Raw genomic sequence first — 21289 nt, 5'->3', positions numbered from 1 at the left:
GGCTGCTGGTGCGCAGCAGAACGCCTTCCTCACGAAAAACGTTTTTGCCGGAATGGAAAAAGTATGGACAAGTTGGGTGCGTTGAAAATGTTCGTGGTGACGGCGCAACTGGGCAGCTTCAGCCGCGCCGCCGAGCAGTTGGGCAAGACCCCGTCGGCCCTGACCAAAGCGGTCAACCACCTGGAAGCCGAACTGGGCGCCCGGTTATTCGAGCGCAGCACCCGACGGATTTTGCTGACCGAATCCGGACGGCTCTATCTGGACACCGCTCGCCAGGTGTTGCAGCGGCTGGAGGAGGCCGGCGAGGAAATCGAGCAGTTGCAGCATGGCCTGCGCGGCAACCTGAAAATCACCGCGCCGCTGGCGTATGGGCAGGCGTTTCTCGATCAGGTGTGTGGCGGTTTTCTGGAGCAATACCCGCAGATCAATCTGCAGGTGGACCTGTGCGACGACTTCGTCAACCTGCTGGAGAGCGGCTACGACCTGGCGTTGCGCGAAGGCCATGATGACTTGCCGGGGCTGATCGCCCGCGTGGTTGGAAGTAATCGCCTGGCGCTGTGCGGCAGCCCGGCCTATCTGGCGCGCAAGAGGTTGCCGGTCACCCCGCAGACCCTAGATGATCATGAATGGCTGCTGTACCGCCATCCGCTGCTTAGCCGTGAATTCTGGTGGGTCGAGCGCGACGGGCAACGCCTGAGCCTGCCGCAGCCGCCCAATCCGCGGTTGCGCAGCGACAATTACGACTTGCTGCTGGCCAACGCGCTGGCCGGACGCGGCTTGTTGCACACCCCGTTGTGGAGCGCCGCGCCGTACATCGCCGATGGCCGGCTGGTGCGGCTGATGGCCGACTACGACATCGACCCGGACAGCTTTGGCCCGTACATTCTGGCGGTGTACCCAAGCCATCGACGGGCGACCGCGAAGGTGTTGGCGTTTATTGATTACATCGCAGGGTTTCTGGCGTCCCGTGGCTTGAGCTGATTGGCGGTCCTTGCCAGGAAAATGCCAAAAGAGTACAAATGTACTCCATGACCACTTTAACTCCCCGCCGTACCGCCATCCTGACCTTTATCCGCGACCGAATCGCGGAGCACGGCCAGTCCCCGAGCCTCGCTGAAATCAGCGAGGCCTTTGGTTTTGCCTCCCGTAGCGTGGCGCGCAAGCATGTGCTGGCGCTGACCGAAGCCGGTTTCATCGAGGTCAACCCGCATCAGGCCCGCGGCATTCGTCTGCTCGGGCAACCGGCGCGGCCCGAGTTGCTGGACATCCCGGTGCTCGGCCGGGTCGCGGCCGGTGCGCCGATCGGCGCCGATGCCGAGGTGCACAGCCGTTTGCTGCTGGACCCGTCGATTTTCTCGCGGGTGCCGGACTACATGCTGCGGGTTCAGGGCGACTCGATGATCGGGGACGGCATCCTCGACGGCGATCTGGTGGGCGTGCGGCGCAACCCGGAAGCGGTCAATGGCCAGATCGTGGTGGCGCGACTGGACGGTGAGGTCACCATCAAGCGTTTCGAGCGGGCCGGCGACACGGTTCGCCTGTTGCCGCGCAACCCGGCGTATCAGCCGATCATCGTGCAGCCCGGTCAGGACCTCGCCATCGAAGGCGTGTTCTGCGGTCTGGTGAGGCAAGGGTGATGGGCGCCGTCGTTGCGCTGGATACGCTGTTCAATGGCGGCCAGGTCTGGAAGGGCCGGCCTGCGCCACCGGCCGTCAGCCCGCAACCCACCGGGCATGCCGCACTGGATGCGGCGTTGCCCACCGGTGGCTGGCCGGAAGCAGCGCTGACCGAAATTCTCCTGGCCGGGCAGGGCGTCGGCGAGTTGCAACTGGTGTGGCCGGCACTGGCGCGGTTGTCGGCGGCGGGCGAGCGCATCGTGCTGGTGGCGCCGCCTTACGTGCCGTATCCCCAGGCGTGGCAGAACGCCGGGGTCGATCTGCGCCAATTGTCGATCATCCAGGCCAGTGAGCGCGATGCCTTGTGGGCCGCGGAACAATGCCTGCGCTCGGGCAGTTGCGGTGCGGTGCTGTGCTGGCCGCACAAGGCCGATGACCGGGCGTTGCGCCGTTTGCAGGTGGCGGCGGAAACCGGCTCGACCCTGGCGTTCGCCTACCGCTCGATCCATGAAGCCGTCAACCCTTCGCCCGCCGCGCTGCGCATCGCCATCGATGCCAGACCTGCGCAATTGCGCGTGCTCAAGTGCCGGGGCGGGCTGGCGCGTTCGGCGCCGATTGCCTTCCCCGTGGGGCATTGAGGTTGTCATGCGCTGGGTCTGTATTCTTTTCCCGCAATTGGCGCTGGACGCGGTGCTGCGTCAGCGCCCCGATCCCGATGAGCCGCTGGCGCTGCTGACCGGCCCGGCGCAGCGCCGGGTGTTGCAAGCGGTCAACGCGTCGGCACGGGCGCTGGGCTTGCGTCCGGGGCAGTCGATGACCGCCGCGCAGGCCTTGAGCAAAGGCTTTGCCACGGCCGAATACGACGCCGCCGAGATCGAACACTGGCAGCAGTTTCTGGCGGCGTGGGCCTATCGCTTCAGCTCCCAGGTCAGCGTGCATTACCCGCGTGCCGTGGTGTTTGAAATCGAGTCCAGCCTGGGTTTGTTCGGACCGTGGCCAACCTTCGAGGCACGGTTGCGCGCTGAACTCGGCGAGTTGGGTTTTCGCCATCGGATCGTCGCGGCGCCCAACCCGGTGGCCGCACGGGTGCTGGCCAACGTGCATGACGGGCTGGTGGTGCCGGACAACGACGCCTTGCAATACCATCTCGGACAATTGCCCGTCGACCGCATCGCGTTGGAGCCTGTGGTGGCCACGGCGTTGTCGCGCATGGGTTTGCGCACCTTGAGTCAGGTGCAGGCGCTGCCACGACAAAGTCTGGCCCGGCGCTTCGAAGCCCAGGTGCTCAAGCATCTGGACGCGTTGACGGGGGCGCGGCAGTTGGCCCTGGCGTTCTACCTGCCGCCGGACCGTTTCGACGTGCGCATCGAGCTCAATTTCGACGTGCAGTCGCATCAGGCGCTGCTGTTTCCGCTGCGCCGGTTGACCGGCGACCTGTCGGCCTTTCTCTGCGGCCGGGACAGCGGCGTGCAGCGTTTCGACCTGCACCTGGAACACGCCGGTCTGCCGGACTCGGTAATCAAGGTCGGCCTGCTCAGCGCCGAGCGCGATCCGGCGATGCTCTTCGAACTGGCCCGGGGACGACTGGAACAGGTTCAGGTCGAGGCCCCTGTGCGCGGTTTTCGGCTGTGTGCCGAAGACTTGCCGAGCTTCGTCCCGCAGTATCAGGAGCTGTTCGACGACCGCCCGCAGCAATCCTTGCCGTGGGAGCAACTGCGCGAACGCTTGCGCGCGCGGCTCGGCGATGAGGCGGTGCACGGCTTGCGCTTCCAGGCCGATCACCGGCCGGAGTGCGCGTGGCAGGCGCGGGTCGACAGTCAACTGTGCGCAGGGTTGCCGGGTGTGCAGCGTCCGGGCTGGTTGCTGACGGAACCGCAGGCGATCCACGAAGGCTCGACGCGCATCCTCATGGGCCCGGAGCGCATCGAGTCCGGCTGGTGGGACGGCGCCGACGTGCGCCGCGATTACTACCTGGTCGAAACCCGTTCCGGCCAGCAGGGCTGGGCGTATCGGGCGGTGGGTGAGGGCGGGCCATTGTGGCTGCAAGGCTGGTTCGCATGAGCAGCGACTACGCCGAGTTGCACTGCCTGTCGAACTTCAGCTTCCAGCGCGGGGCCTCCAGTGCTCTTGAACTCTTTCAACGGGCGAAAAAGCACGGTTATCAGGCGCTGGCGATCACCGATGAATGCACCCTGGCCGGTATCGTCCGCGCCTGGCAAGCGGCCAAATCGGTGGAGCTGCCGCTGATCATCGGCAGCGAAATCCGCATCGAGAACGGCCCGAAACTGGTGCTGCTGGTGGAGAACCTTGAGGGCTACCAGACCCTGTGCCGGCTGATTACCCGGGCGCGACGGCGCACGCAAAAAGGCCGGTATCAGGTGCTGCGCGAAGACTTCAGCGCGCCGATGCCGGGGTTGTTGGTGTTGTGGGTGCCGGACACGGTCGATGACTTCGAACAGGGCCGCTGGCTGCAACAGGCCTTCGCCGAACGCCTGTGGCTGAGCGTCCAGTTGCATTGCGGCCAGGACGATACCCGGCGCCTGGAGGCGCTGCTGACCCTGGCCCGGGAATTGCGAATTCCAGCGGTGGCCAGCGGCGATGTGCACATGCACACCCGTGGCCGGCGCGCCTTGCAGGACACCATGACCGCGATCCGTCATCACCTGCCGGTGGCCGAAGCCGGGCTGCGCCTTCACCCCAATGGCGAGCGGCATGTGCGCAGCCTGGAGGTCTTGCAATCGATCTACCCACAAGCCTTGCTCGATGAAACGCTGGCCATTGCCCGGCGCTGCACTTTCGATCTTGGCCAGTTGCGTTATCAGTACCCACGGGAATTGGTCCCGCAAGGCCAGACAGCCACCTCCTGGCTACGTCATTTGACGGATGAAGGCATTGCATGGCGCTGGCCCAAAGGCCCGAAAACGGCGGTGCTGACGCAGATCGACAAAGAACTGCAGCTGATCGCCGAACTGGGCTACGAAAGCTATTTCCTGACGGTGCATGACATTGTGCGGTTCGCCCGTGACCAGCACATTCTGTGTCAGGGCCGGGGTTCGGCGGCCAACTCGGCGGTGTGTTTTGCCTTGGGTATCACGGAAATCGACCCGGACCGCACCACGTTGCTGTTCGAACGTTTTCTCTCCAAAGAGCGCAACGAGCCGCCGGACATTGACGTCGATTTCGAACATGAGCGCCGCGAAGAAGTCCTGCAGTACGTGTTCCAGCGTTATGGCCGCACACGTGCGGCGTTGACGGCGGTGGTCAGCACTTACCACGCGGCCGGCGCGGTGCGAGACGTGGCCAAGGCGTTGGGTTTGCCGCCGGACCAGATCAATGCGCTGGCCGATTGCTGTGGGCACTGGAGTGATACCGCGCCGCCTGTGGAACGCCTGCTGGAAGGCGGCTTCGACCCCGAAAGCCCGGTTCTGCGCCGGGTCTTGAGCCTGACGCAACAGTTGATCGGCTTCCCTCGACACTTGTCGCAGCACCCCGGTGGCTTCGTGATTTCCGAGCAGCCGCTGGACAGCCTGGTGCCGGTGGAAAATGCCGCCATGGCCGAGCGCACGATCATTCAGTGGGACAAGGACGACCTCGACGCGGTCGGTCTGCTCAAAGTCGATATTCTGGCCTTGGGCATGCTCAGCGCGATACGCCGCTGTTTCGATCTGCTGCGTCGCCACCGCAACCTTGACCTGAGCCTGGCGACGATCCCGTCCGAAGATTCGGCCACCTACGACATGATTGGCCATGCCGACACCATCGGCGTGTTCCAGATCGAGTCCCGGGCACAGATGTCGATGCTGCCCCGGCTCAAGCCGCGCAAGTTCTATGACCTGGTGATTGAGGTGGCCATCGTCCGTCCGGGCCCGATTCAGGGGGGGATGGTCCATCCGTACCTGCGCCGTCGCAACAAGGAAGAGCCGGAAACCTATCCCTCGCCGGAACTTGAAGCGGTGCTCAAGCGCACCTTGGGCGTGCCGCTGTTCCAGGAACAGGTCATGCAAATCGCCATCGTCGCCGCCGACTACAGCCCCGGCGAGGCCGACCAGTTGCGGCGTTCCATGGCAGCCTGGAAGCGCCACGGCGGGCTGGAGCCGCACAAGGATCGACTGGCCGCCGGGATGAAGAAAAACGGTTACACGGCCGAGTTCGCCGCGCAGATCTTCGAGCAGATCAAAGGCTTCGGCAGCTACGGTTTCCCCGAGTCCCACGCCGCCAGTTTCGCCTTGCTGACCTACGCCAGTTGCTGGCTGAAATGCCACGAACCGGCGGCTTTTGCCTGTGCGCTGATCAACAGCTGGCCGATGGGGTTCTACAGCCCGGACCAGATTCTCCAGGACGCGCGCCGGCATCATTTGCAGATCCGCCCGGTGGACGTGCGCGCCAGTGACTGGGATTGCAGCCTCGAGCCGGTCACCGTCGGGCAACCGGCGATTCGCATGGGGTTGCGGATGATCAAGGGCTTTCGCGAAGACGATGCCCGCCGTATCGAAGCGGCGCGCTCGCGCGGGGTGTTTGTCGACATCGCCGACCTCGGCGAGCGTGCGCGACTGGATGCCCGCGCCCAGGAACAACTGGCCGATGCCGGTGCATTGCGGGGGTTGGCCGGTGACCGGCATCGGGCGCGCTGGGAGGTGGCGGGGGTGCAAAAGCAACTCGGTTTGTTTGCCGGGCTGCCGCGTCAGGAAGAGGATGTCGTGTCGTTGCCCAAACCCACGGTCGGCGAAGACCTGCAAGCTGATTACGCCAGTGTCGGCACCACCCTCGGCCCGCATCCGTTGGCGTTGCTGCGCGGTGAATTGAAAGCCCGGCGCTGCCGCAGTTCGCAAGAACTGATGACGGTCGAACACGGGCGGCCGGTCAGTGTCGCGGGGCTGGTGACGGGGCGGCAACGGCCGGGCACCGCCAGTGGCGTGACCTTCGTGACCCTGGAAGACGAGTTTGGCAACGTTAACGTAGTGGTCTGGCGCGACCTGGCCGAGCGGCAACGCCAGGTGCTGGTCGGCTCGCAATTGCTCAAGGTCGATGGTCGCTGGGAACAGGTAGGCGAGGTCCGCCACCTGATTGCCGGACGCCTGAGCGACCTGAGCTCTTTGCTCGACGGCATCAGCGTGCGCAGCCGGGATTTCCGTTGAATGCGAAATGTGTGAGCTGCCGCAGATCCTTCTGTAGGAGTGAGCCTGCTCGCGATAGCGGTGGTTCATTAAACATCCATACCAACTGACACACCGCTGTCGCGAGCAGGCTCACTCCTACATGGGAACGGGGTGGCTGCGGAGGACCCGAAGAATCAGCTAACCTCTATGAAACCATTTGACCTCGGCGATGTTCGAAACAAACGTGCCGCGCCGTCTTCACACAATCGCGACCCCTTGAGCCAGTTCACCTACAGGGACTAAGAGCCACTCAATGCAGTTTCTAGACGAAAGCCACGGGTGTGCCGGCTGGAACGGCGAAATGGCCGGGCGTATACGTGCGTTCGACTGGGGCCAGACTGAACTGGGCAGCCTCGACACCTGGCCCGCGAGCCTGTGCAGCACGGTGCAATTGATGCTGGCCTCGCCACTGCCGATGGTGATGCTCTGGGGCCGCGCCGGGTACATGATCTACAACGACGCGTATTCCGAATTCGCCGGTGGCCGCCATCCTTACCTGCTGGGTTCCCCGGTGGAATTGGGTTGGCCGGAAGTTGCCGAATTCAATCGGAACGTGGTCGATACCTGCCTGGCGGGCGGCACCTTGTCCTATCGCAATAAAGAGCTGGTGTTGCTGCGCGACGGCATCCCCGAAGACGTCTGGCTCGATCTCTATTACAGCCCGGTCGCCAATGATGAAGGCAAGCCCGCCGGAGTCATGGCGATGGTGGTCGAGACCACCGAACACGTGATTTCCGAACGCCGCCGTCAGGCCGCCGAAGATGCCTATCGCGCCGACAATGAACGGGTGCGCCTGGCACTCAATGCTGGTGCCTTGCTCGGCTCGTTCGTCTGGGACATCAAGGCCAACCGGCTCTCCGGCGACGAGCGTTTTGCCCGGACCTTCTCCTATCCCGCCGATCAGGACCTGGCCAACCTGCCGACAGATGTCGCCGAAGCCAAGATCCACCCCGACGACCTCAGTTGGGTACAGGAACAGGTCAACCAATCGGTAGAGTCCGGCGAAGCATTCAACGCCGAGTATCGGGTCCTGCGTCCGGACGGTACTTACCTGTGGGTGCAGGCGAGTGGCTGTTGCGAGTTCAATGAACAGGGTGAGCCGTTCCGCTTTCCCGGCGTATTGATCGACATCCATGAACGCAAGTCCGCCGAAGAATCCTTGCTCAGGTTCACTCGCAACCTGGAACAGCGCGTTGCCGATGAAGTGGAAGCGCGGCTGGCTGCCGAAGAACAACTGCGCCAATCACAGAAACTCGAATCCATCGGCGGCCTCACGGGGGGCGTGGCCCATGACTTCAATAATCTGTTGCAGGTGATCGCCGGCAACCTGCATTTGCTGGCGCGGCACGAACCGGACAACGCCAACGTGCAGCGCCGGGTCAAAGCGTCGATTGCCGCGGTTGAACGTGGCGCCAAATTGTCTTCGCAATTGCTTGCGTTTGCCCGCCGTCAGCCACTGTCGCCAGCGGTGTGCAATCCACGGCAGGTCTTCGACGGTCTGGCGGAATTGTTGCAGCGGGCGCTGGGCGAAACCCTGCAGATCAAGGTGAGTGCCCCGGATGAACCCTGGCACATCTTCGTCGACCGCAATCAGCTGGAAAACGCCATTCTCAACCTGGCGATCAATGCCCGTGATGCGATGAAAGGCGAGGGCACCATTGGCCTGAGTGCCGAGCACATCGCCCTCGACCCGAAGTTTTGTGCGGGCAAGGGCATCGTGGCCGGCGACTACGTGTGTGTCGCGGTGGCAGACACCGGTATCGGCATGCCGCCACAGGTGCTTGCGCAGGCGTTCGAACCGTTTTTCACCACCAAGGCTGACGGCCAGGGCACGGGGCTGGGGTTGAGCATGGTGTTCGGTTTCGTCAAGCAGAGCGGCGGCCACATCGAGATTTCCAGCATCGAGGGCCTGGGCACTCGGGTGAAGTTGTACTTTCCCCGCAGCCTGCGAGCGGCGCCCAGTGAAACCACGCAGCATGATGCGCAGCAGGGCGGCGGGAATGAAACGATTCTGGTGGTCGAAGACAACGAAGCGGTCCGCGCCTCGGCGGTGGAGTTGCTGAGTGAAGAAGGCTATCAGGTGCTGACGGCGGCCAACGGCGACCAGGCGATGCAAATGCTGCTGGAGGGCACGGCGGTGGAGCTGATTTTCACCGACGTGGTCATGCCTGGCCTGATCAAGAGTGCGGACCTGGCCGCGTGGGCCAAAGTGCAGAATCCTCCGGTGGCGGTGCTGTTCACCTCGGGACATACCCGTGACATTATCTCGCGCAACCACCAACTCAGCCCCGACACGCATTTGCTGAGCAAGCCTTACGGGCCTGACTCATTGACCCGCATGGTGCGTACGGTCCTCAATGGTTAACGCAGTCCAAATGTGGGAGCGGGCTTGCTCGCGAAAGCGGCCGAACATTCAACATTGATATTGCCTGACACACCGCCTTCGCGAGCAAGCCCGCTCCCACATTGGGTCGGTGTTTATTCAGTTATTTCATTAAGGGTTTCCGATGACATCCAAGCGCACGTCCAACCCTCCCTCCGGCATGGTCAGGGTACGCGGCGCCCGGGAACACAACCTCAAGAACATCGACGTCGACATCCCCCGCGATGCGCTGGTGGTGTTCACCGGTGTCTCCGGTTCGGGCAAGTCTTCGCTGGCGTTCTCGACCCTCTACGCTGAAGCGCAGCGCCGCTATTTCGAATCCGTGGCGCCGTATGCGCGGCGGCTGATCGACCAGGTCGGCGTGCCGGATGTCGATTCCATCGAAGGCCTGCCGCCGGCCGTGGCCTTGCAACAACAGCGGGGCACGCCGAGCACTCGGTCTTCGGTGGGCAGTGTGACGACGCTGTCGAGCCTGATCCGCATGCTCTATTCCCGGGCCGGCAGTTATCCGCCGGGGCAGGCGATGCTGTATGCCGAAGACTTCTCGCCCAACACCCCGCAAGGTGCATGCCCGGAGTGTCATGGGTTGGGCCGGGTTTACGACGTCACCGAAGCGCTGATGGTCCCCGACCCGAGCCTGACCATCCGCCAGCGTGCGGTCGCTTCCTGGCCTACGGCCTGGCAAGGGCAGAACCTGCGCGACATCCTCGTGACCATGGGCTACGACGTCGATGTCCCGTGGCGCGAGCTGCCGAAAAAGCAGCGCGACTGGATCCTCTTCACCGAAGAAACACCGACGGTACCGGTGTATGCCGGGCTCACCCCGGAAGAAACCCGCGTCGCGCTCAAACGCAAAATGGAACCGAGCTATCAGGGCACGTTCACCGGCGCCCGCCGTTACATCCTGCACACCTTCACCCACTCGCAAAGTGCGCTGATGAAGAAGCGCGTTTCGCAATTCATGCTCGGCAGCCCGTGCCCGTTGTGTGACGGCAAACGACTAAAGCGCGAGGCGCTGTCGGTGACGTTCGCGGGGTACGACATCGGTGAGCTATCGCAGATGCCGTTGCTGCAAGTGGCCGCCGTGCTGAAACCGGTGGCGGCGCACAGTTACCTGGAACAGGCCGATGAGGCGGGCGAGGTGTTGACCCACCGGCAAACCCGCGAGGCCCGGGAAGCGCGGGTTGCCCACGGTGCCAGCGGGCACGCCAACGCGCCGGACGTGCGGCACACGCCGAATCTGTCGGTAGAGAAACGCCTGGCTGCGCAACGCATCGCCCAGGATCTGCTCGAACGGGTCAGCACCCTGACGGACCTGGGCCTCGGTTACCTGGCACTGGAACGCAGCACGCCGACGTTGTCGTCCGGCGAGTTACAGCGCTTGCGATTGGCGACGCAATTGGGCTCGCAATTGTTCGGGGTGATCTACGTCCTGGATGAGCCTTCGGCCGGCCTGCATCCAGCGGACGGCGAGGCGTTGTTTGAAGCACTGCAACGCCTGAAAGCCGCCGGCAATACGCTGTTTGTGGTTGAGCATGATCTGGAAACCATGCGCCGCGCTGACTGGTTGATCGATGTCGGCCCGGCGGCGGGCGAGAACGGCGGCCAGATCCTCTACAGCGGCCCGCCGCCAGGGTTGGCCGCCGTGACGAACTCACAGACCCGCGCCTATCTGTTCGCTGAACAGGTCGCCGAACCCCGTGCCAGCCGCAAGGCTACGGATTGGCTGAGACTGGAAGGCATCACCCGCAACAACCTGAACAACCTCAGCGTCGAGTTTCCGCTGGGCTGTTTTACTGCCGTGACGGGGGTCTCCGGTTCCGGTAAATCGAGTCTGGTCAGTCAGGCCTTGCTGGAACTGGTCGGCGCGCATTTAGGTCGGACCGCCAACGACAATGAAGCCGAGGCGTTGAGCCTTGAGGACGATGCACCGCAGGTCAGTGGCGGCCAGGTCACGGCGGGGCTGGAGTCGATCAAGCGTTTGGTGCAAGTTGATCAGAAACCCATCGGCCGTACGCCGCGCTCCAATCTGGCGACCTACACCGGGCTGTTCGACAACGTGCGCAAGCTGTACGCGGCCACACCCGAGGCGCAGGCCGAAGGCTACGACGCCGGCCAGTTTTCCTTCAACGTCGCCAAGGGCCGCTGCGCGACGTGCGAAGGTGAAGGCTTTGTCAGCGTCGAATTGTTGTTCATGCCCAGCGTCTACGCGCCATGCCCGACGTGCCACGGCGCTCGCTACAACCCCGAGACGCTGGCGATTACCTGGGAAGGGTTGAACATCGCCCAGGTGTTGCAGTTGACGGTGGATGAAGCGGTCGAGGTGTTCGCCGAGCAGCCGGGCATTCGCCGCTCGCTGGAGGTGTTGCGCGATATTGGGTTGGGGTATTTGCGCCTGGGGCAGCCGGCGACCGAATTGTCGGGCGGTGAAGCGCAGCGGATCAAATTGGCGACCGAGCTGCAACGCAATCAGCGTGGGGCGACGTTGTATGTGCTCGATGAGCCCACGACCGGTTTGCATCCACGAGATGTGGATCGGTTGCTGGAGCAGTTGAATACGCTGGTGGTGGCGGGGCACACGGTGATCGTGGTCGAGCATGAAATGCGCGTGGTGGCGCAGAGTGACTGGGTGATCGACATCGGACCGGGGGCGGGGGATCAGGGCGGTAAAATCGTCGTGGCCGGCACGCCGCAGACCGTGGCCAAAAGCAAGAAGAGCAGGACTGCGCCGTTTTTGGCGCGGGTGCTTGGCAGGGGTTGATGTGGTGATCTAGCTGGCCTCTTCGCGAGCAAGCCCGCTCCCACATTTGATCTGTGTCGTTCACAAGTCAAATGTGGGAGCGGGCTTGCTCGCGAAGGCGGTCTGTCAGGCGTAACCGAGTGTGCGTCTGACCTTGTCCAGCAGTTCACTGATCTGGAACGGCTTGATCAGCATCTCCATTCGATCCCCGAGAAACACTTGGCGGTTGATGGCATTCTCGGCGTAACCGGTCATGAACAGGATCGGCAATCCCTCGCGCCACCCTCGCGCTATATCCGCCAGTTCCCGGCCGTTCATACGCGGCAGGCCTACGTCCGTCAGCATCAGATCGATCGACGGATCGTTCTGCAGGCGCTCCAGGGCCGCTTCGATATCGCCCGCCTGAGTGCAGCGATAACCCGCGTCCGCCAGCACCTCGGCGACGAACATGCGCACCGAAGGCATGTCCTCGACAATCAGCACATGCTCCCCCGAGCCTTGCTGATCCACCGCTTCCGAGACAACGGCAGCCGTGGTCGGGTCCGAACTGGCGGGCAGCATGATGGTCACTTCGGTGCCGCGTCGGGCCACGCTGCGGATGTGCGCATCGCCCCCTGATTGCCGGGCGAAACCGTAAATACTCGACAGCCCGAGACCGGTGCCCTGGCCCAGCGGCTTGGTGGTGAAAAACGGGTCGAACACCTTGTCGATCACATTGTGCTCGATGCCGGTCCCGTCATCACGAACCGACAATGCGACATAGGCGCCGTCCGCCAGTTTCAGGTCACCGTGGGAATACGCCGCATACGTGCTGACCCAGATGTTCCCGCCTTGCGGCAACGCATCGCGGGCGTTGATCACCAGGTTGAGCACGGCGCTTTCCAGCTGGATCGGGTCGACCAGTGCAGTCGCGGCTTTGGAGGTCAGCTCGAGTTTCAGCGCAATGTGTTCGCCGATGGTGCGGACCAGCAACTCTTCGAGGGAGCGGATGTGTTCGTTGATGTCCACCGGCCGCGTGTCCAGCGGTTGCTGACGGGCGAAAGCCAGCAGGCGATGGGTCAGGGCGGCGGCGCTCATGGCCGAGTTCAACGCCGCATCGGCATACAAGGCAACCTTGTCGGTGCGTGAGTCGGCGACGCGTTTCTGGATCAGTTCCAGGCTGGTGATGATACCGGTCAGCAGGTTGTTGAAATCGTGGGCGATGCCGCCGGTCAATTTGCCCAACGCGTCCATTTTCTGCACTTGCAGCAATTGGGCTTCGGTGCGCACGCGTTCGGCGATTTCACGTTCCAGTTGCGAAGTGGCGTCGTCGAGTCGGGCCAGGTGTGAGCGTTCGCGATGGCGGTGTTCGGTGACGTCTTCGACGAACACCAGGCTCAGGCCCGGTGTGCGATACGGCGAAATCTGCCACTCGGTTTCGCGCAATTCGCCTTCCACGCGCATGTTCAAAATGCCTTTCCAGCGCTCGCCCGCGATCAGACGCAGGCGCAGTTCCTCGATCACTGCTTCCTGGTCCTCGGCGAAGCATTCACTCAGCGTATCCGGGTGGACATTGTCCTGAATCAGCCGGGCAAAGGCGTGGTTGCACTCGTGTATGTTGAAATCCGCGTCCAGCACCGCGATGGGCGCCGACACATTGACGAAGATCTCGCGGAACCGCGCCTCGCTTTCACGCAGGGCGTTTTCGGTGTCGCGCACCCGCAGCAAGGTACGCAGGGTGGCCAGCAACACGTCCGGGTCCACGGGATGAATCAGGTAGGCATCGGCCCCGGCATCAAGGCCAGTGATGATGTCGCCGGTCTGGATCGAGGCGGCCGATACGTGAATCACCGGCAGCAGCGCGGTGGCAGCTTCGGTGCGCAGCTTGCGTACGATGTCGAAACCGCTCATGTCCGGCAGGTTGACGTCCAGAATCAGCGCGTCGATGGCTTCGCTGTCGATGAGCGCCAGGCCATCACCGCCGGTCCCGGCCTCCAGCACCCGGTAACCGTGTGACTCCAGGCGCCGGCGCAGGGCGTAGCGCGTCGCAACGTTGTCGTCGACGATCAGCAGGCGGATGTCACGTTTCATCGGCAGGCTCCATGGCGATGGCCAGCGGGATGATCACGAAGAAGGTCGAACCGACCCCCGGCGTACTCTCGACCCCGACTTCGCCGCCCAGCAACGCGGCGAAGCGTTTGCACAACGACAATCCCAGCCCGGTGCCGCGCAAGCGCTTTTGCAAGGGCGAATCGACTTGGGAGAAGTCCTCGAACAATGCGCCATGTAGCTCGGCAGCGATACCAATTCCGGTGTCGCTGACGGCGAAGCGCACATGACTGCTGCCTTCGAGCCGGGCCGACACCCGCACCTCACCACGCGTGGTGAACTTCAGCGAATTGGAAATGAAGTTGCGCAAAATCTGCGCGAGCTTCTTGTCATCGGTGTACAGGCGCGGCAAACCCACCGGCTCCTCGAAGATCAGGTCCACGGCGCTGGCGTCGACAATCGGGCGAAACATGCCGCGCAGGGCGGCGAACAAGTCGAACATGTCGAACCAGGCCGGTGAAATGCTGATGCGTCCGGCCTCGATTTTCGCCAGGTCGAGCAGGTCGTCGACCATGTCGCTCAACTCCCGCGCAGCGGTGCTGACGAAGGTGACCTGTTTGTGTTGCTCGGGGCTAAGAGGGCCATCGAGTTCATCGCTCAACAGGCTGGCAATGCTCAGGATCGAGCCCAGCGGCGTGCGAAATTCGTGGCTCATGTACGACAGGAAACGGCTTTTAAGGTCCGAGGCCTGACGCAATTCTTCGGCCTGGGTGTCGAGCTCGGCGTACAGCGCGAGCACGCCCTGATTGGTTTCATCGAGCTCCTCGCGCAGAGCGGCGGTTTCACTTTGCAAGCGTTCGATCAGCGCCGAAGGATCCTCGGGGGTGAGGGTGGGTGACTCAGCCATGGGCGGCCTCCAGCGCGACGACCAATACCGTCACATCGTCCCGGCCGCGACAGAAATCGCGGTGCAGGACCGCGGCTATCACGGCGGGGTGCCGGTGCACCAGGCCAGGGTAGTCGTGCAAGTTCCATCGGGACTGCAAGCCGTCGCTGTACATGATCAGTAGATGTCCATTCACGTGAGCATAGTCAAAGGGTTGGGCTTTTCGGTACTGGCCGCCAACGATGCCAGGATGGGACGCCAGGCCTCGGGACTTGTCTGCCGCGATCAGGCTGGCACCAATGTTACCGATGCCGGTGAAGGTCAGTTTGTCGCGCTGCGCGTCGAACTGCGCAAAAGCCAACGCTCCACCGCGGGAGCCGATCATGGCGTGGTGCATGTCTTCGAGCAGCAGTACCGGCGAGGCGAACGGCGCATGGGCGAAGGCTTTTTCACCGGCGCGGGCAGCGCGCTCGGCTTCTTCGCCATGGCCCAGGCCATCAATGATCAGGGCGCTGAGGTTCGCTCCGTCAATCGCCAAATGCCAGACATCGCCGCACGCCGGGTCGTTGGCCAGTGAATGCTGGCTGACGCCCAATCGCAAGTCCACGACCTTGTGGGTGCGCGGATACAAACGGGCCAACAGCACGGCGCCCCTTGAATCGGCGTACACATCGAATACGTCGGTCTGCCGCGACACGGCACCCAAGCCAATGCCCTGAGTGCCGCCGGTGGAAAAACCGTCCGTCAGGCACGCGTGCACATCAAAGCCTTGTGCGCGATCCACCGCCAGCATCTCGATCCCGTGACCGTCTTTAAAGGGCAGGGTCCGCAGGTGCAATTCGCCCCGTTGCGCGTGCTTGAGCACGTTGCTCGCCAGTTCGGTCGCCACCAGCGCGACACGCCCGGCATCGGTGGTGTCAAAGCCGATTGTTTCGGCGAGCTTTTGCGCGGTGCGCCGCGCATACCCGATCTGGCTGCTGTCTTCGATCAGCAGGACGTCGGTCAGGGTGCCTGCAATGTTCATGTCCATCGGGTGATCGTTATGCGAGTGCCCTGGCCGGGCGCGGTGTCCAGTTCGAACTCATCGACCAGCCGTTTGGCCCCGGTCAGGCCCAGCCCGAGGCCGCTGCCGGAGGTCCAGCCGTCGGTCATCGCCAGTTTGATGTCAGGAATGCCCGGGCCTTCGTCGCGGAAGGTCAGGCGCAGACCGACCCGCGAGTTTTCGTCGATGATCTGCCAATCCATGTCGCCACCGCCGCCGTAGACCATGGTGTTACGCGCCAGCTCGCTGACGGCGGTCACCATTTTGGTCAAATCGATCAGGCGCATGCCGCACTCGGTAGCGAGCTTGCGCGCCAGCTGCCGGGCCAGGACCACGTCCTGCTCGATGTGAATCGGATGAGTGCCGCTGCTGCGCGGGGTCATTGCTCGCGCACTCGTGCCTGCAGCAATTTCATGCCGCGCTCGACGTTCAACGCCGTGCTGACGCCGGGCAGGGTCAGGCCCAGTTCGACCAAGGTGATCGCCACGGCCGGTTGCATGCCCACCAGCACGGTTTCAGCGTCCATGATTTTCGACAGGCCGGAAATGGTCCCGATCATCCGGCCGATGAACGAATCGACCATGTCCAGTGCGGAAATATCGATCAACACGCCACGCGCCGACGTCCGGCTGATCCGCTCGGACAAGTCGTCCTGAAGCGTCAGGGCGAGTTGGTCGTGCATGTCGACCTGGATGGTCACCAGCAGAAAGTCGCCCATCTGCAGAATCGGAATTCTGTCCATGGGCTTATACCGTCTTGCTGACGGTGATTCCCAGGCGGGTCAGGGCCAGTTTCAGGGCATCGGCCAGGTTGGCCTTGGTCACCACGCCTTGCAGGTCCAGGCCTAGGTGCACGATGGTCTGGGCGATCTGCGGACGCACGCCGCTGATGATGCAGTCGGCACCCATCAGGCGAATGGCGGTCACGGTTTTGAGCAGATGCTGAGCCACCAGGGTATCGACGGTCGGCACGCCGGTGATGTCGATGATGGCGATTTCCGAACCGGTGTCGACGATCCGTTGCAGCAGCGATTCCATCACGACCTGAGTGCGTTGCGAATCCAGGGTGCCAATCATCGGCAGCGCCAGAACGCCGTCCCACAGCTTGACCACCGGGGTGGACAGCTCCAGCAGTTCTTCCTGCTGACGCTTGATTACTGCTTCGCGGGATTTCTGGAAGGTGCGGATGGTGTGCATGCCCAAGGCATCGAGCAGCTCGGAGACTTCCCAGAGTTGCTCGGCGAGCACCGCCGGGTTGTCTTTGTAGTGGCTTTGCAGCAGGCCGAACAGCGGGCCTTTGAGCGAGAAGATGAAGCTGGCGGTCTGGTGCGAGTCCTGGCCGAGCAGGGCGCGGCTGTGGGAGAGTTTTTCGAGGTACTGACGCGCCTCGTCCCAACCCGGCGCGGCGACATTCTGCCCGTTGCCCTTTTCCAGCCCGCTGACCACCAGATGCAGAAATTCGGCGGTTTGTTGCTTGAGGTCCTGTTCTTTCAGGTTACGGGCAGCGCCATTGGCTTCCAGTCCCTTGATCCAATCGGCGAGCAGTTGTGCCTGATTGTTTTTCATCGCATCGAGTGTGCTGATTTGCAGTGCTGCCATTTCCTAACGCTCCTAATGAGTCTTTGCCGATTCCCTGTGAAAAACGACCGGCGTGAAAGCAGTGACCTTTGCCGAATGAAATAGTTGTTCGTTTTGCGCAGGTTTTTATCGTTACGGCGGTGAGTTGCCCGGTAACTCTAGACGGCACTGCTTCAGGTGGCGATTTTTTGACTGGTTTCAGGGTGTTCCAAAGGCAAAAAAAAGACCGCATCTGCGGTCTTTTCCGTGTATTTACTTATCCGGATGAGCTGCCTGGAGTTTTTTCGCCATTGCCAAGTGTTTTTCCAAGGCAGGCAGCATTTGTTGCGCGAAACCTTTCAATGCGGTGGCGCCTTTAACCTTGTCGTCCGTCACGGTGTTGGCTTCTTTCTTGAACAACTCGATGGTGTCTTCGTGGGCTTTCACCTGGTTGTTGGCGTACGCCGCGTCGAAGGACTCATCGCGCATGTCGAGAATTTTCTCCTTGGCCTGCTTGACCAGCGTCGTCGAGTCCGGCACCTCGATGTCGTTCTTTTTCGCCAGGGCCGCCAGTTCATCGTTGGCCTTGGAATGATCGGTGATCATCATGTTGGCAAACGCCTTGACGTCGGCCGAAGCGCTTTTTTCCAGCGCCAGGCGGCTGGTTTCGATCTCGGCAATGCCGCCGGCGGTTGCCTTGTCGACGAAATCATTGGAGGTGGCGGCAAATGCCGTGCCCATGCTGCTGCACAAGGCGACGGCCAGGGCGAGGTGGCGCAGGGTGAATCCGTCCATTGGTCATTCTCCACACAGGTTTGGGTAGGCGATCCGGTGGATCGTTACTCAGTGGAGGCTGGCGCCCGGGCAAAGGTTTTATCGCATTTGCGACAGGACGACGAACGGACACCGCTGGTCTGACAGGTGGTCGACAGAACGCGTAAACCAAGGCCATTCTGATAGTTGGTGAACGCAATCGATCGCGTTTGCTACCGATCATCAAACGGAGGTGTTCCATGCCGGTGAACCATGACCTGTATCAGGACTTGAAGGTATCAAAGGAAGAGATCCAGCAAAGACGCACCAAGGATCCGTTATTGGATTCGCTGATCAACAAATATTCCCAGGCGGACGCTGAAGTGGTGAAGGCCGAGACCGCGAAATCCGACGCGCCCAGTGATGACCAGTTGAAGAAGCTCAAGGAACATCGCTTATTGGTCAAGGACAAGATCGTCCAGCAATTGCAGGCATCGTCCTGACGCGTCGTACCGAGTCACCGACGACCGGTGACTGAAAAGTGGAACGGCATCAAACCCGGCACCTCGAATGTCATGAGTCTTCGTTAACGACTCACTGAGAGGTGCCATATGTCCAATCCCAGATTCCCGAGTGAAGAGCAGGGCGGGTACGACCCGATCCCGACTCATCCCGAGCCGTTGAGCCCGAACCACATCACGACCCATCCAGATGTCGAGGATGATGACCCTTTGCGCGAGCGTGAAGAAAAGGCTGACGACCCAGATCCCGAATAACCCACACAAATCCCCTGTAGGAGCGGGCTTGCTCGCGAAGGCGTCGTGTCATTCAACATTGATGGCGACTGACACACCGCCTTCGCGAGCAAGCCCGCTCCCACATTCGATCTATGTTATTTCTGAAGGGCGGTGGCGAGTGGTAAACGGGCCATGTTTTTCGCCTTCAGCGACCCGAAATACAGCCAGTCCCCGTACTCGCGCACCGTCGTGATCGGCGAATAACTACCGCTGCTGCCGTCCTGCAGATTGGCAATCACCTTGCCGTCCACATCCAGCCCGATGGCAAAAGCCCGGTTCTCCACCGGTTTGGGCAGCACCTTCAGCGCCCGGACAATCATCTTGCGCACGAACGGGTGCGGTGCCGTGCGGTCGAGCAAGCCGTTGCGCGGTGAATAGAGCGCGACCCAGAACCGGTCGCGGCCGTTGAACGAGAGGTTGTCCGGCAGCCCCGGCAAGTTGTCGATAAACAGGTCGTGCGTGCCGGCTTTCGGCCCGGTCAGCCAGAAGCGGCTGATTCGGTAAGCGCCGGTTTCGTTGACCAGCACAAAGGCGTCGTCCGGCCCCAGCGTCACGCCGTTGGCAAACTCGAGCTTGTCCAGCAACACATCGGTCTTGCCGGTCTGAAAGTCATAGCGCAATAAACGGCCGTCGCCGCCATGTTCGATGATCGCCTCGCCATCCTTGCCGTATCCCCAACGGCTGGAAGCATCGCTGAAATAGGCGAAATGCCCGGCCTTGTCGATGGCCACGTCATCGGTAAAACCAAAAGGCACGCCGCCCGCCGTGGTGCTCAAAGGAATCAACTGACCCTGGGCATCCAGCGATAGCAGCCCTTTGACCCCGTCCGCGACGACCAGCAAGCCATTAGGGTGACGCGCCAGGCCCAACGGTCTGCCGCCGGTATCGGCCAGTACTTTGGTTTGTTTGCCGTCGAGGCTGGTGCGAATCAACCGGCCGTCATGCAGGCCAGTGATCAGTGTGTCGCTCTCCAGCAGCAGGGCTTCCGGTCCCTCGATGTCAGCCGGGCCGACACGCTCCACGCCTTTGAGGCGTTCATTGTCTGCGTAGACGCCGCTGGTGAGGGAGGGCGCCGGCGGCGGGTTCCATGCCACCGGGCGAACTTTGGTCGGGAACAGCAACAGGAAGGCACACAGGGCAATCAAGAGCAGTAACACCAGATGCCGGAACTTGATGAGTCTTCTCACACATGGGCTCCGGCAGATGTCAGTTGTTTTTGCGCCATCTCGCGCAAGGCCAGCATCGATTCGGCGGATTCCCGCTCGATGCGCCGCTTGAGTAACAGCTGATTGGCGATGCGCATCGCAATCCCCGCGAATTGATACTCCAGCGTGCGGATAAATTGCGTGCCGTCGCCCTCGGCCGCGCATTCGTAAGTCACCACCAGCGACAACCCGTGATCGCCCCGCGCCTGGGCACTCCAACGGCGCCCCGGCAGGTATTCGTTGACCTCCCAGCTCAAGTGCCCGTCGCGCCCGCCGGCCCGGATGTCCTCCTCGAACCGCGAGCCGGCGTGCAGCGGCCCGGCCTGGCCGTCGATCTTGAGGGACGACGGATGCCACTCCGGCCAACGGGTGACGGTGCTCGCGTAGGCCAGCACGTCAATCGGGGTTCCAGCGATTACGATCTGGTGCTGCATGCGGGTCATGGGCGTTCTCGTCAAGGGCAAGGGGTCATGTTCCGGTTCCCAGTACAGGGTGCCGAACAGGTAATCCATCAGCGGAAACACGATGTTGAAGTTACGTTCCTGCATCAACTCGCGGCGGTGATGGAGCTCATGCAGGAGGCGCATCTGGCGAATCCATGGCAACCGTGTGATCGGGTTGTCGGGCGGCAAGTGTTCGCAGGCATGAAACACTTCATAGGTCAGGTAGCCGAGCACCAGACAGCCGCCAAACAAGCCGGCGACGTTGGTATCGAAGCGACCCAGCACCCACCACAGGGGCAGGGTAATGACCACGGTATGCACCACGATCAACCAGGCTGGAAACAGAATCACCCGCCAGTCCCGGGCGCTGTCGTAGGTCATGTGGCCGGGGGCGAAAAAGCTGTGATGGTCGCCGGCGTGGCGGGCGTAGAACATCCGCGCGAAGCTCTTTTTGTGATGCCCCAGCTCTCGATGCACCTTGTACACGCCGAAGTTGAAAAACAGCAGCGTGATCGGCACCGCCAGCCATTCCAGCGGGGTGACCTGATGCACGGTGCTCCAGAATCCACCAATGGCCAGCACCCCGAAAACCAGCACAAACGCGCCGTGCAGCCAGGGGTTGTAGAGGGGGTGTATAGCGGCGCGATAGCGGCTGCGGAAGTCTTGGGTGGTCTGCCTCACTGC

18 protein-coding genes are annotated in these 21289 nt (G+C 62.4%); 9 read left to right on the top strand and 9 right to left on the bottom strand.

Annotated elements, in window-relative coordinates; all coding sequences use genetic code 11:
• Positions 1 to 63: 63 nt before the first annotated feature.
• The 7 genes from BK660_RS02270 (at position 64) to uvrA (ending at position 11916) form a co-directional block, all read left to right on the top strand.
• The gene (locus BK660_RS02270) at positions 64 to 981 is read left to right on the top strand and encodes a LysR family transcriptional regulator (protein ID WP_123431882.1); all 918 of its coding nucleotides are present in this window, start codon (positions 64 to 66) and stop codon (positions 979 to 981) included.
• Positions 982 to 1019: 38 nt separating this feature from the next.
• Positions 1020 to 1637: a transcriptional repressor LexA gene (lexA, locus tag BK660_RS02265; protein ID WP_123431881.1), complete on the top strand. Its 618-nt coding sequence runs from the start codon at positions 1020 to 1022 to the stop codon at positions 1635 to 1637.
• Positions 1637 to 2254 carry a translesion DNA synthesis-associated protein ImuA gene (gene imuA, locus BK660_RS02260; RefSeq protein ID WP_007946470.1) on the top strand — a complete coding sequence of 206 codons (618 nt, stop codon included), beginning with the start codon at positions 1637 to 1639 and terminating at the stop codon, positions 2252 to 2254. The genes lexA and imuA overlap by 1 nt, the downstream gene beginning before the upstream one ends.
• 7 nt (positions 2255 to 2261) lie before the next feature.
• Positions 2262 to 3677, top strand: a complete 1416-nt coding sequence (locus BK660_RS02255) for a Y-family DNA polymerase (protein ID WP_123431880.1) — start codon at positions 2262 to 2264, stop codon at positions 3675 to 3677.
• Positions 3653 to 6751, top strand: a complete 3099-nt coding sequence (locus tag BK660_RS02250) for an error-prone DNA polymerase (RefSeq protein ID WP_404942928.1) — start codon at positions 3653 to 3655, stop codon at positions 6749 to 6751. Before BK660_RS02255 ends, BK660_RS02250 begins: the two co-directional genes overlap by 25 nt.
• A 274-nt stretch (positions 6752 to 7025) precedes the next feature.
• A complete protein-coding gene (locus tag BK660_RS02245; protein WP_123431878.1) occupies positions 7026 to 9137 on the top strand; it encodes a hybrid sensor histidine kinase/response regulator in 2112 nt (703 codons plus the stop codon).
• Between the two features lie 142 nt (positions 9138 to 9279).
• Complete coding sequence (gene uvrA / locus BK660_RS02240; RefSeq protein WP_123431877.1) at positions 9280 to 11916, top strand: excinuclease ABC subunit UvrA; 2637 nt, start codon at positions 9280 to 9282, stop codon at positions 11914 to 11916.
• Between the two features lie 105 nt (positions 11917 to 12021).
• Here the strand turns inward: uvrA and BK660_RS02235 are convergent, their stop codons facing one another.
• The 7 genes from BK660_RS02235 to BK660_RS02205 all read right to left on the bottom strand — a co-directional run bounded on the left by BK660_RS02235 (position 12022) and on the right by BK660_RS02205 (position 18202).
• The gene (locus tag BK660_RS02235; RefSeq protein ID WP_123431876.1) at positions 12022 to 13965 is read right to left on the bottom strand and encodes a response regulator; all 1944 of its coding nucleotides are present in this window, start codon (positions 13963 to 13965) and stop codon (positions 12022 to 12024) included.
• On the bottom strand, positions 13955 to 14830 hold the full coding sequence (locus tag BK660_RS02230) for a sensor histidine kinase (protein ID WP_123431875.1): 876 nt from the start codon (positions 14828 to 14830) through the stop codon (positions 13955 to 13957). The genes BK660_RS02235 and BK660_RS02230 overlap by 11 nt, the downstream gene beginning before the upstream one ends.
• On the bottom strand, positions 14823 to 15833 hold the full coding sequence (locus BK660_RS02225; protein ID WP_123432520.1) for an ATP-binding protein: 1011 nt from the start codon (positions 15831 to 15833) through the stop codon (positions 14823 to 14825). The genes BK660_RS02230 and BK660_RS02225 overlap by 8 nt, the downstream gene beginning before the upstream one ends.
• Positions 15830 to 16234 carry an anti-sigma regulatory factor gene (locus BK660_RS02220; protein ID WP_123431874.1) on the bottom strand — a complete coding sequence of 135 codons (405 nt, stop codon included), beginning with the start codon at positions 16232 to 16234 and terminating at the stop codon, positions 15830 to 15832. The genes BK660_RS02225 and BK660_RS02220 overlap by 4 nt, the downstream gene beginning before the upstream one ends.
• Positions 16231 to 16593, bottom strand: coding sequence for an STAS domain-containing protein (locus BK660_RS02215; RefSeq protein ID WP_123431873.1), 363 nt, complete (start codon positions 16591 to 16593; stop codon positions 16231 to 16233). Before BK660_RS02215 ends, BK660_RS02220 begins: the two co-directional genes overlap by 4 nt.
• Before the next feature lie 4 nt (positions 16594 to 16597).
• Positions 16598 to 17449 carry an STAS domain-containing protein gene (locus tag BK660_RS02210; RefSeq protein ID WP_123431872.1) on the bottom strand — a complete coding sequence of 284 codons (852 nt, stop codon included), beginning with the start codon at positions 17447 to 17449 and terminating at the stop codon, positions 16598 to 16600.
• Positions 17450 to 17680: 231 nt separating this feature from the next.
• On the bottom strand, positions 17681 to 18202 hold the full coding sequence (locus BK660_RS02205) for a DUF4142 domain-containing protein (RefSeq protein WP_123431871.1): 522 nt from the start codon (positions 18200 to 18202) through the stop codon (positions 17681 to 17683).
• A 218-nt stretch (positions 18203 to 18420) separates the two neighbouring features.
• On the opposite strand from BK660_RS02205, the gene BK660_RS02200 reads away from it, so the two are divergent.
• The gene (locus BK660_RS02200; protein WP_027923752.1) at positions 18421 to 18663 is read left to right on the top strand and encodes a DUF465 domain-containing protein; all 243 of its coding nucleotides are present in this window, start codon (positions 18421 to 18423) and stop codon (positions 18661 to 18663) included.
• Positions 18664 to 18771: 108 nt separating this feature from the next.
• Complete coding sequence (locus BK660_RS32530) at positions 18772 to 18936, top strand: hypothetical protein (RefSeq protein WP_185044935.1); 165 nt, start codon at positions 18772 to 18774, stop codon at positions 18934 to 18936.
• Positions 18937 to 19052: 116 nt separating this feature from the next.
• On the opposite strand, the gene BK660_RS02190 is transcribed toward BK660_RS32530, so the two are convergent.
• Entirely contained in the window at positions 19053 to 20144 is a 1092-nt protein-coding gene (locus tag BK660_RS02190) for an SMP-30/gluconolactonase/LRE family protein (RefSeq protein ID WP_185044933.1), read from the bottom strand.
• Positions 20141 to 21286, bottom strand: a complete 1146-nt coding sequence (locus tag BK660_RS02185) for a sterol desaturase/SRPBCC family protein (RefSeq protein ID WP_123431870.1) — start codon at positions 21284 to 21286, stop codon at positions 20141 to 20143. Before BK660_RS02185 ends, BK660_RS02190 begins: the two co-directional genes overlap by 4 nt.
• Between the last annotated feature and the right edge of the window lie 3 nt (positions 21287 to 21289).

The organism is Pseudomonas brassicacearum, from assembly GCF_003732265.1.
In the GTDB taxonomy this organism is placed as follows: Bacteria; Pseudomonadota; Gammaproteobacteria; order Pseudomonadales; family Pseudomonadaceae; genus Aquipseudomonas; species Aquipseudomonas brassicacearum_D.
Note: the sequence above shows the minus strand (reverse complement) of the source record. Positions and strands in the feature narration are given on the sequence as shown.

What these genes read in the sequence shown, in the direction of transcription:
- BK660_RS02270 (WP_123431882.1), top strand. Translation starts at nt 64, where the DNA reads ATGGACAAGTTGGGTGCGTTGAAAATGTTCGTGGTGACGGCGCAACTG.
- lexA (WP_123431881.1), top strand. Translation starts at nt 1,020, where the DNA reads ATGTACTCCATGACCACTTTAACTCCCCGCCGTACCGCCATCCTGACC.
- imuA (WP_007946470.1), top strand. Translation starts at nt 1,637, where the DNA reads ATGGGCGCCGTCGTTGCGCTGGATACGCTGTTCAATGGCGGCCAGGTC.
- BK660_RS02255 (WP_123431880.1), top strand. Translation starts at nt 2,262, where the DNA reads ATGCGCTGGGTCTGTATTCTTTTCCCGCAATTGGCGCTGGACGCGGTG.
- BK660_RS02245 (WP_123431878.1), top strand. Translation starts at nt 7,026, where the DNA reads ATGCAGTTTCTAGACGAAAGCCACGGGTGTGCCGGCTGGAACGGCGAA.
- uvrA (WP_123431877.1), top strand. Translation starts at nt 9,280, where the DNA reads ATGACATCCAAGCGCACGTCCAACCCTCCCTCCGGCATGGTCAGGGTA.
- BK660_RS02235 (WP_123431876.1), bottom strand. Translation starts at nt 13,965, where the DNA reads ATGAAACGTGACATCCGCCTGCTGATCGTCGACGACAACGTTGCGACG.
- BK660_RS02230 (WP_123431875.1), bottom strand. Translation starts at nt 14,830, where the DNA reads ATGGCTGAGTCACCCACCCTCACCCCCGAGGATCCTTCGGCGCTGATC.
- BK660_RS02225 (WP_123432520.1), bottom strand. Translation starts at nt 15,833, where the DNA reads ATGAACATTGCAGGCACCCTGACCGACGTCCTGCTGATCGAAGACAGC.
- BK660_RS02220 (WP_123431874.1), bottom strand. Translation starts at nt 16,234, where the DNA reads ATGACCCCGCGCAGCAGCGGCACTCATCCGATTCACATCGAGCAGGAC.
- BK660_RS02215 (WP_123431873.1), bottom strand. Translation starts at nt 16,593, where the DNA reads ATGGACAGAATTCCGATTCTGCAGATGGGCGACTTTCTGCTGGTGACC.
- BK660_RS02210 (WP_123431872.1), bottom strand. Translation starts at nt 17,449, where the DNA reads ATGGCAGCACTGCAAATCAGCACACTCGATGCGATGAAAAACAATCAG.
- BK660_RS02205 (WP_123431871.1), bottom strand. Translation starts at nt 18,202, where the DNA reads ATGGACGGATTCACCCTGCGCCACCTCGCCCTGGCCGTCGCCTTGTGC.
- BK660_RS02200 (WP_027923752.1), top strand. Translation starts at nt 18,421, where the DNA reads ATGCCGGTGAACCATGACCTGTATCAGGACTTGAAGGTATCAAAGGAA.
- BK660_RS32530 (WP_185044935.1), top strand. Translation starts at nt 18,772, where the DNA reads ATGTCCAATCCCAGATTCCCGAGTGAAGAGCAGGGCGGGTACGACCCG.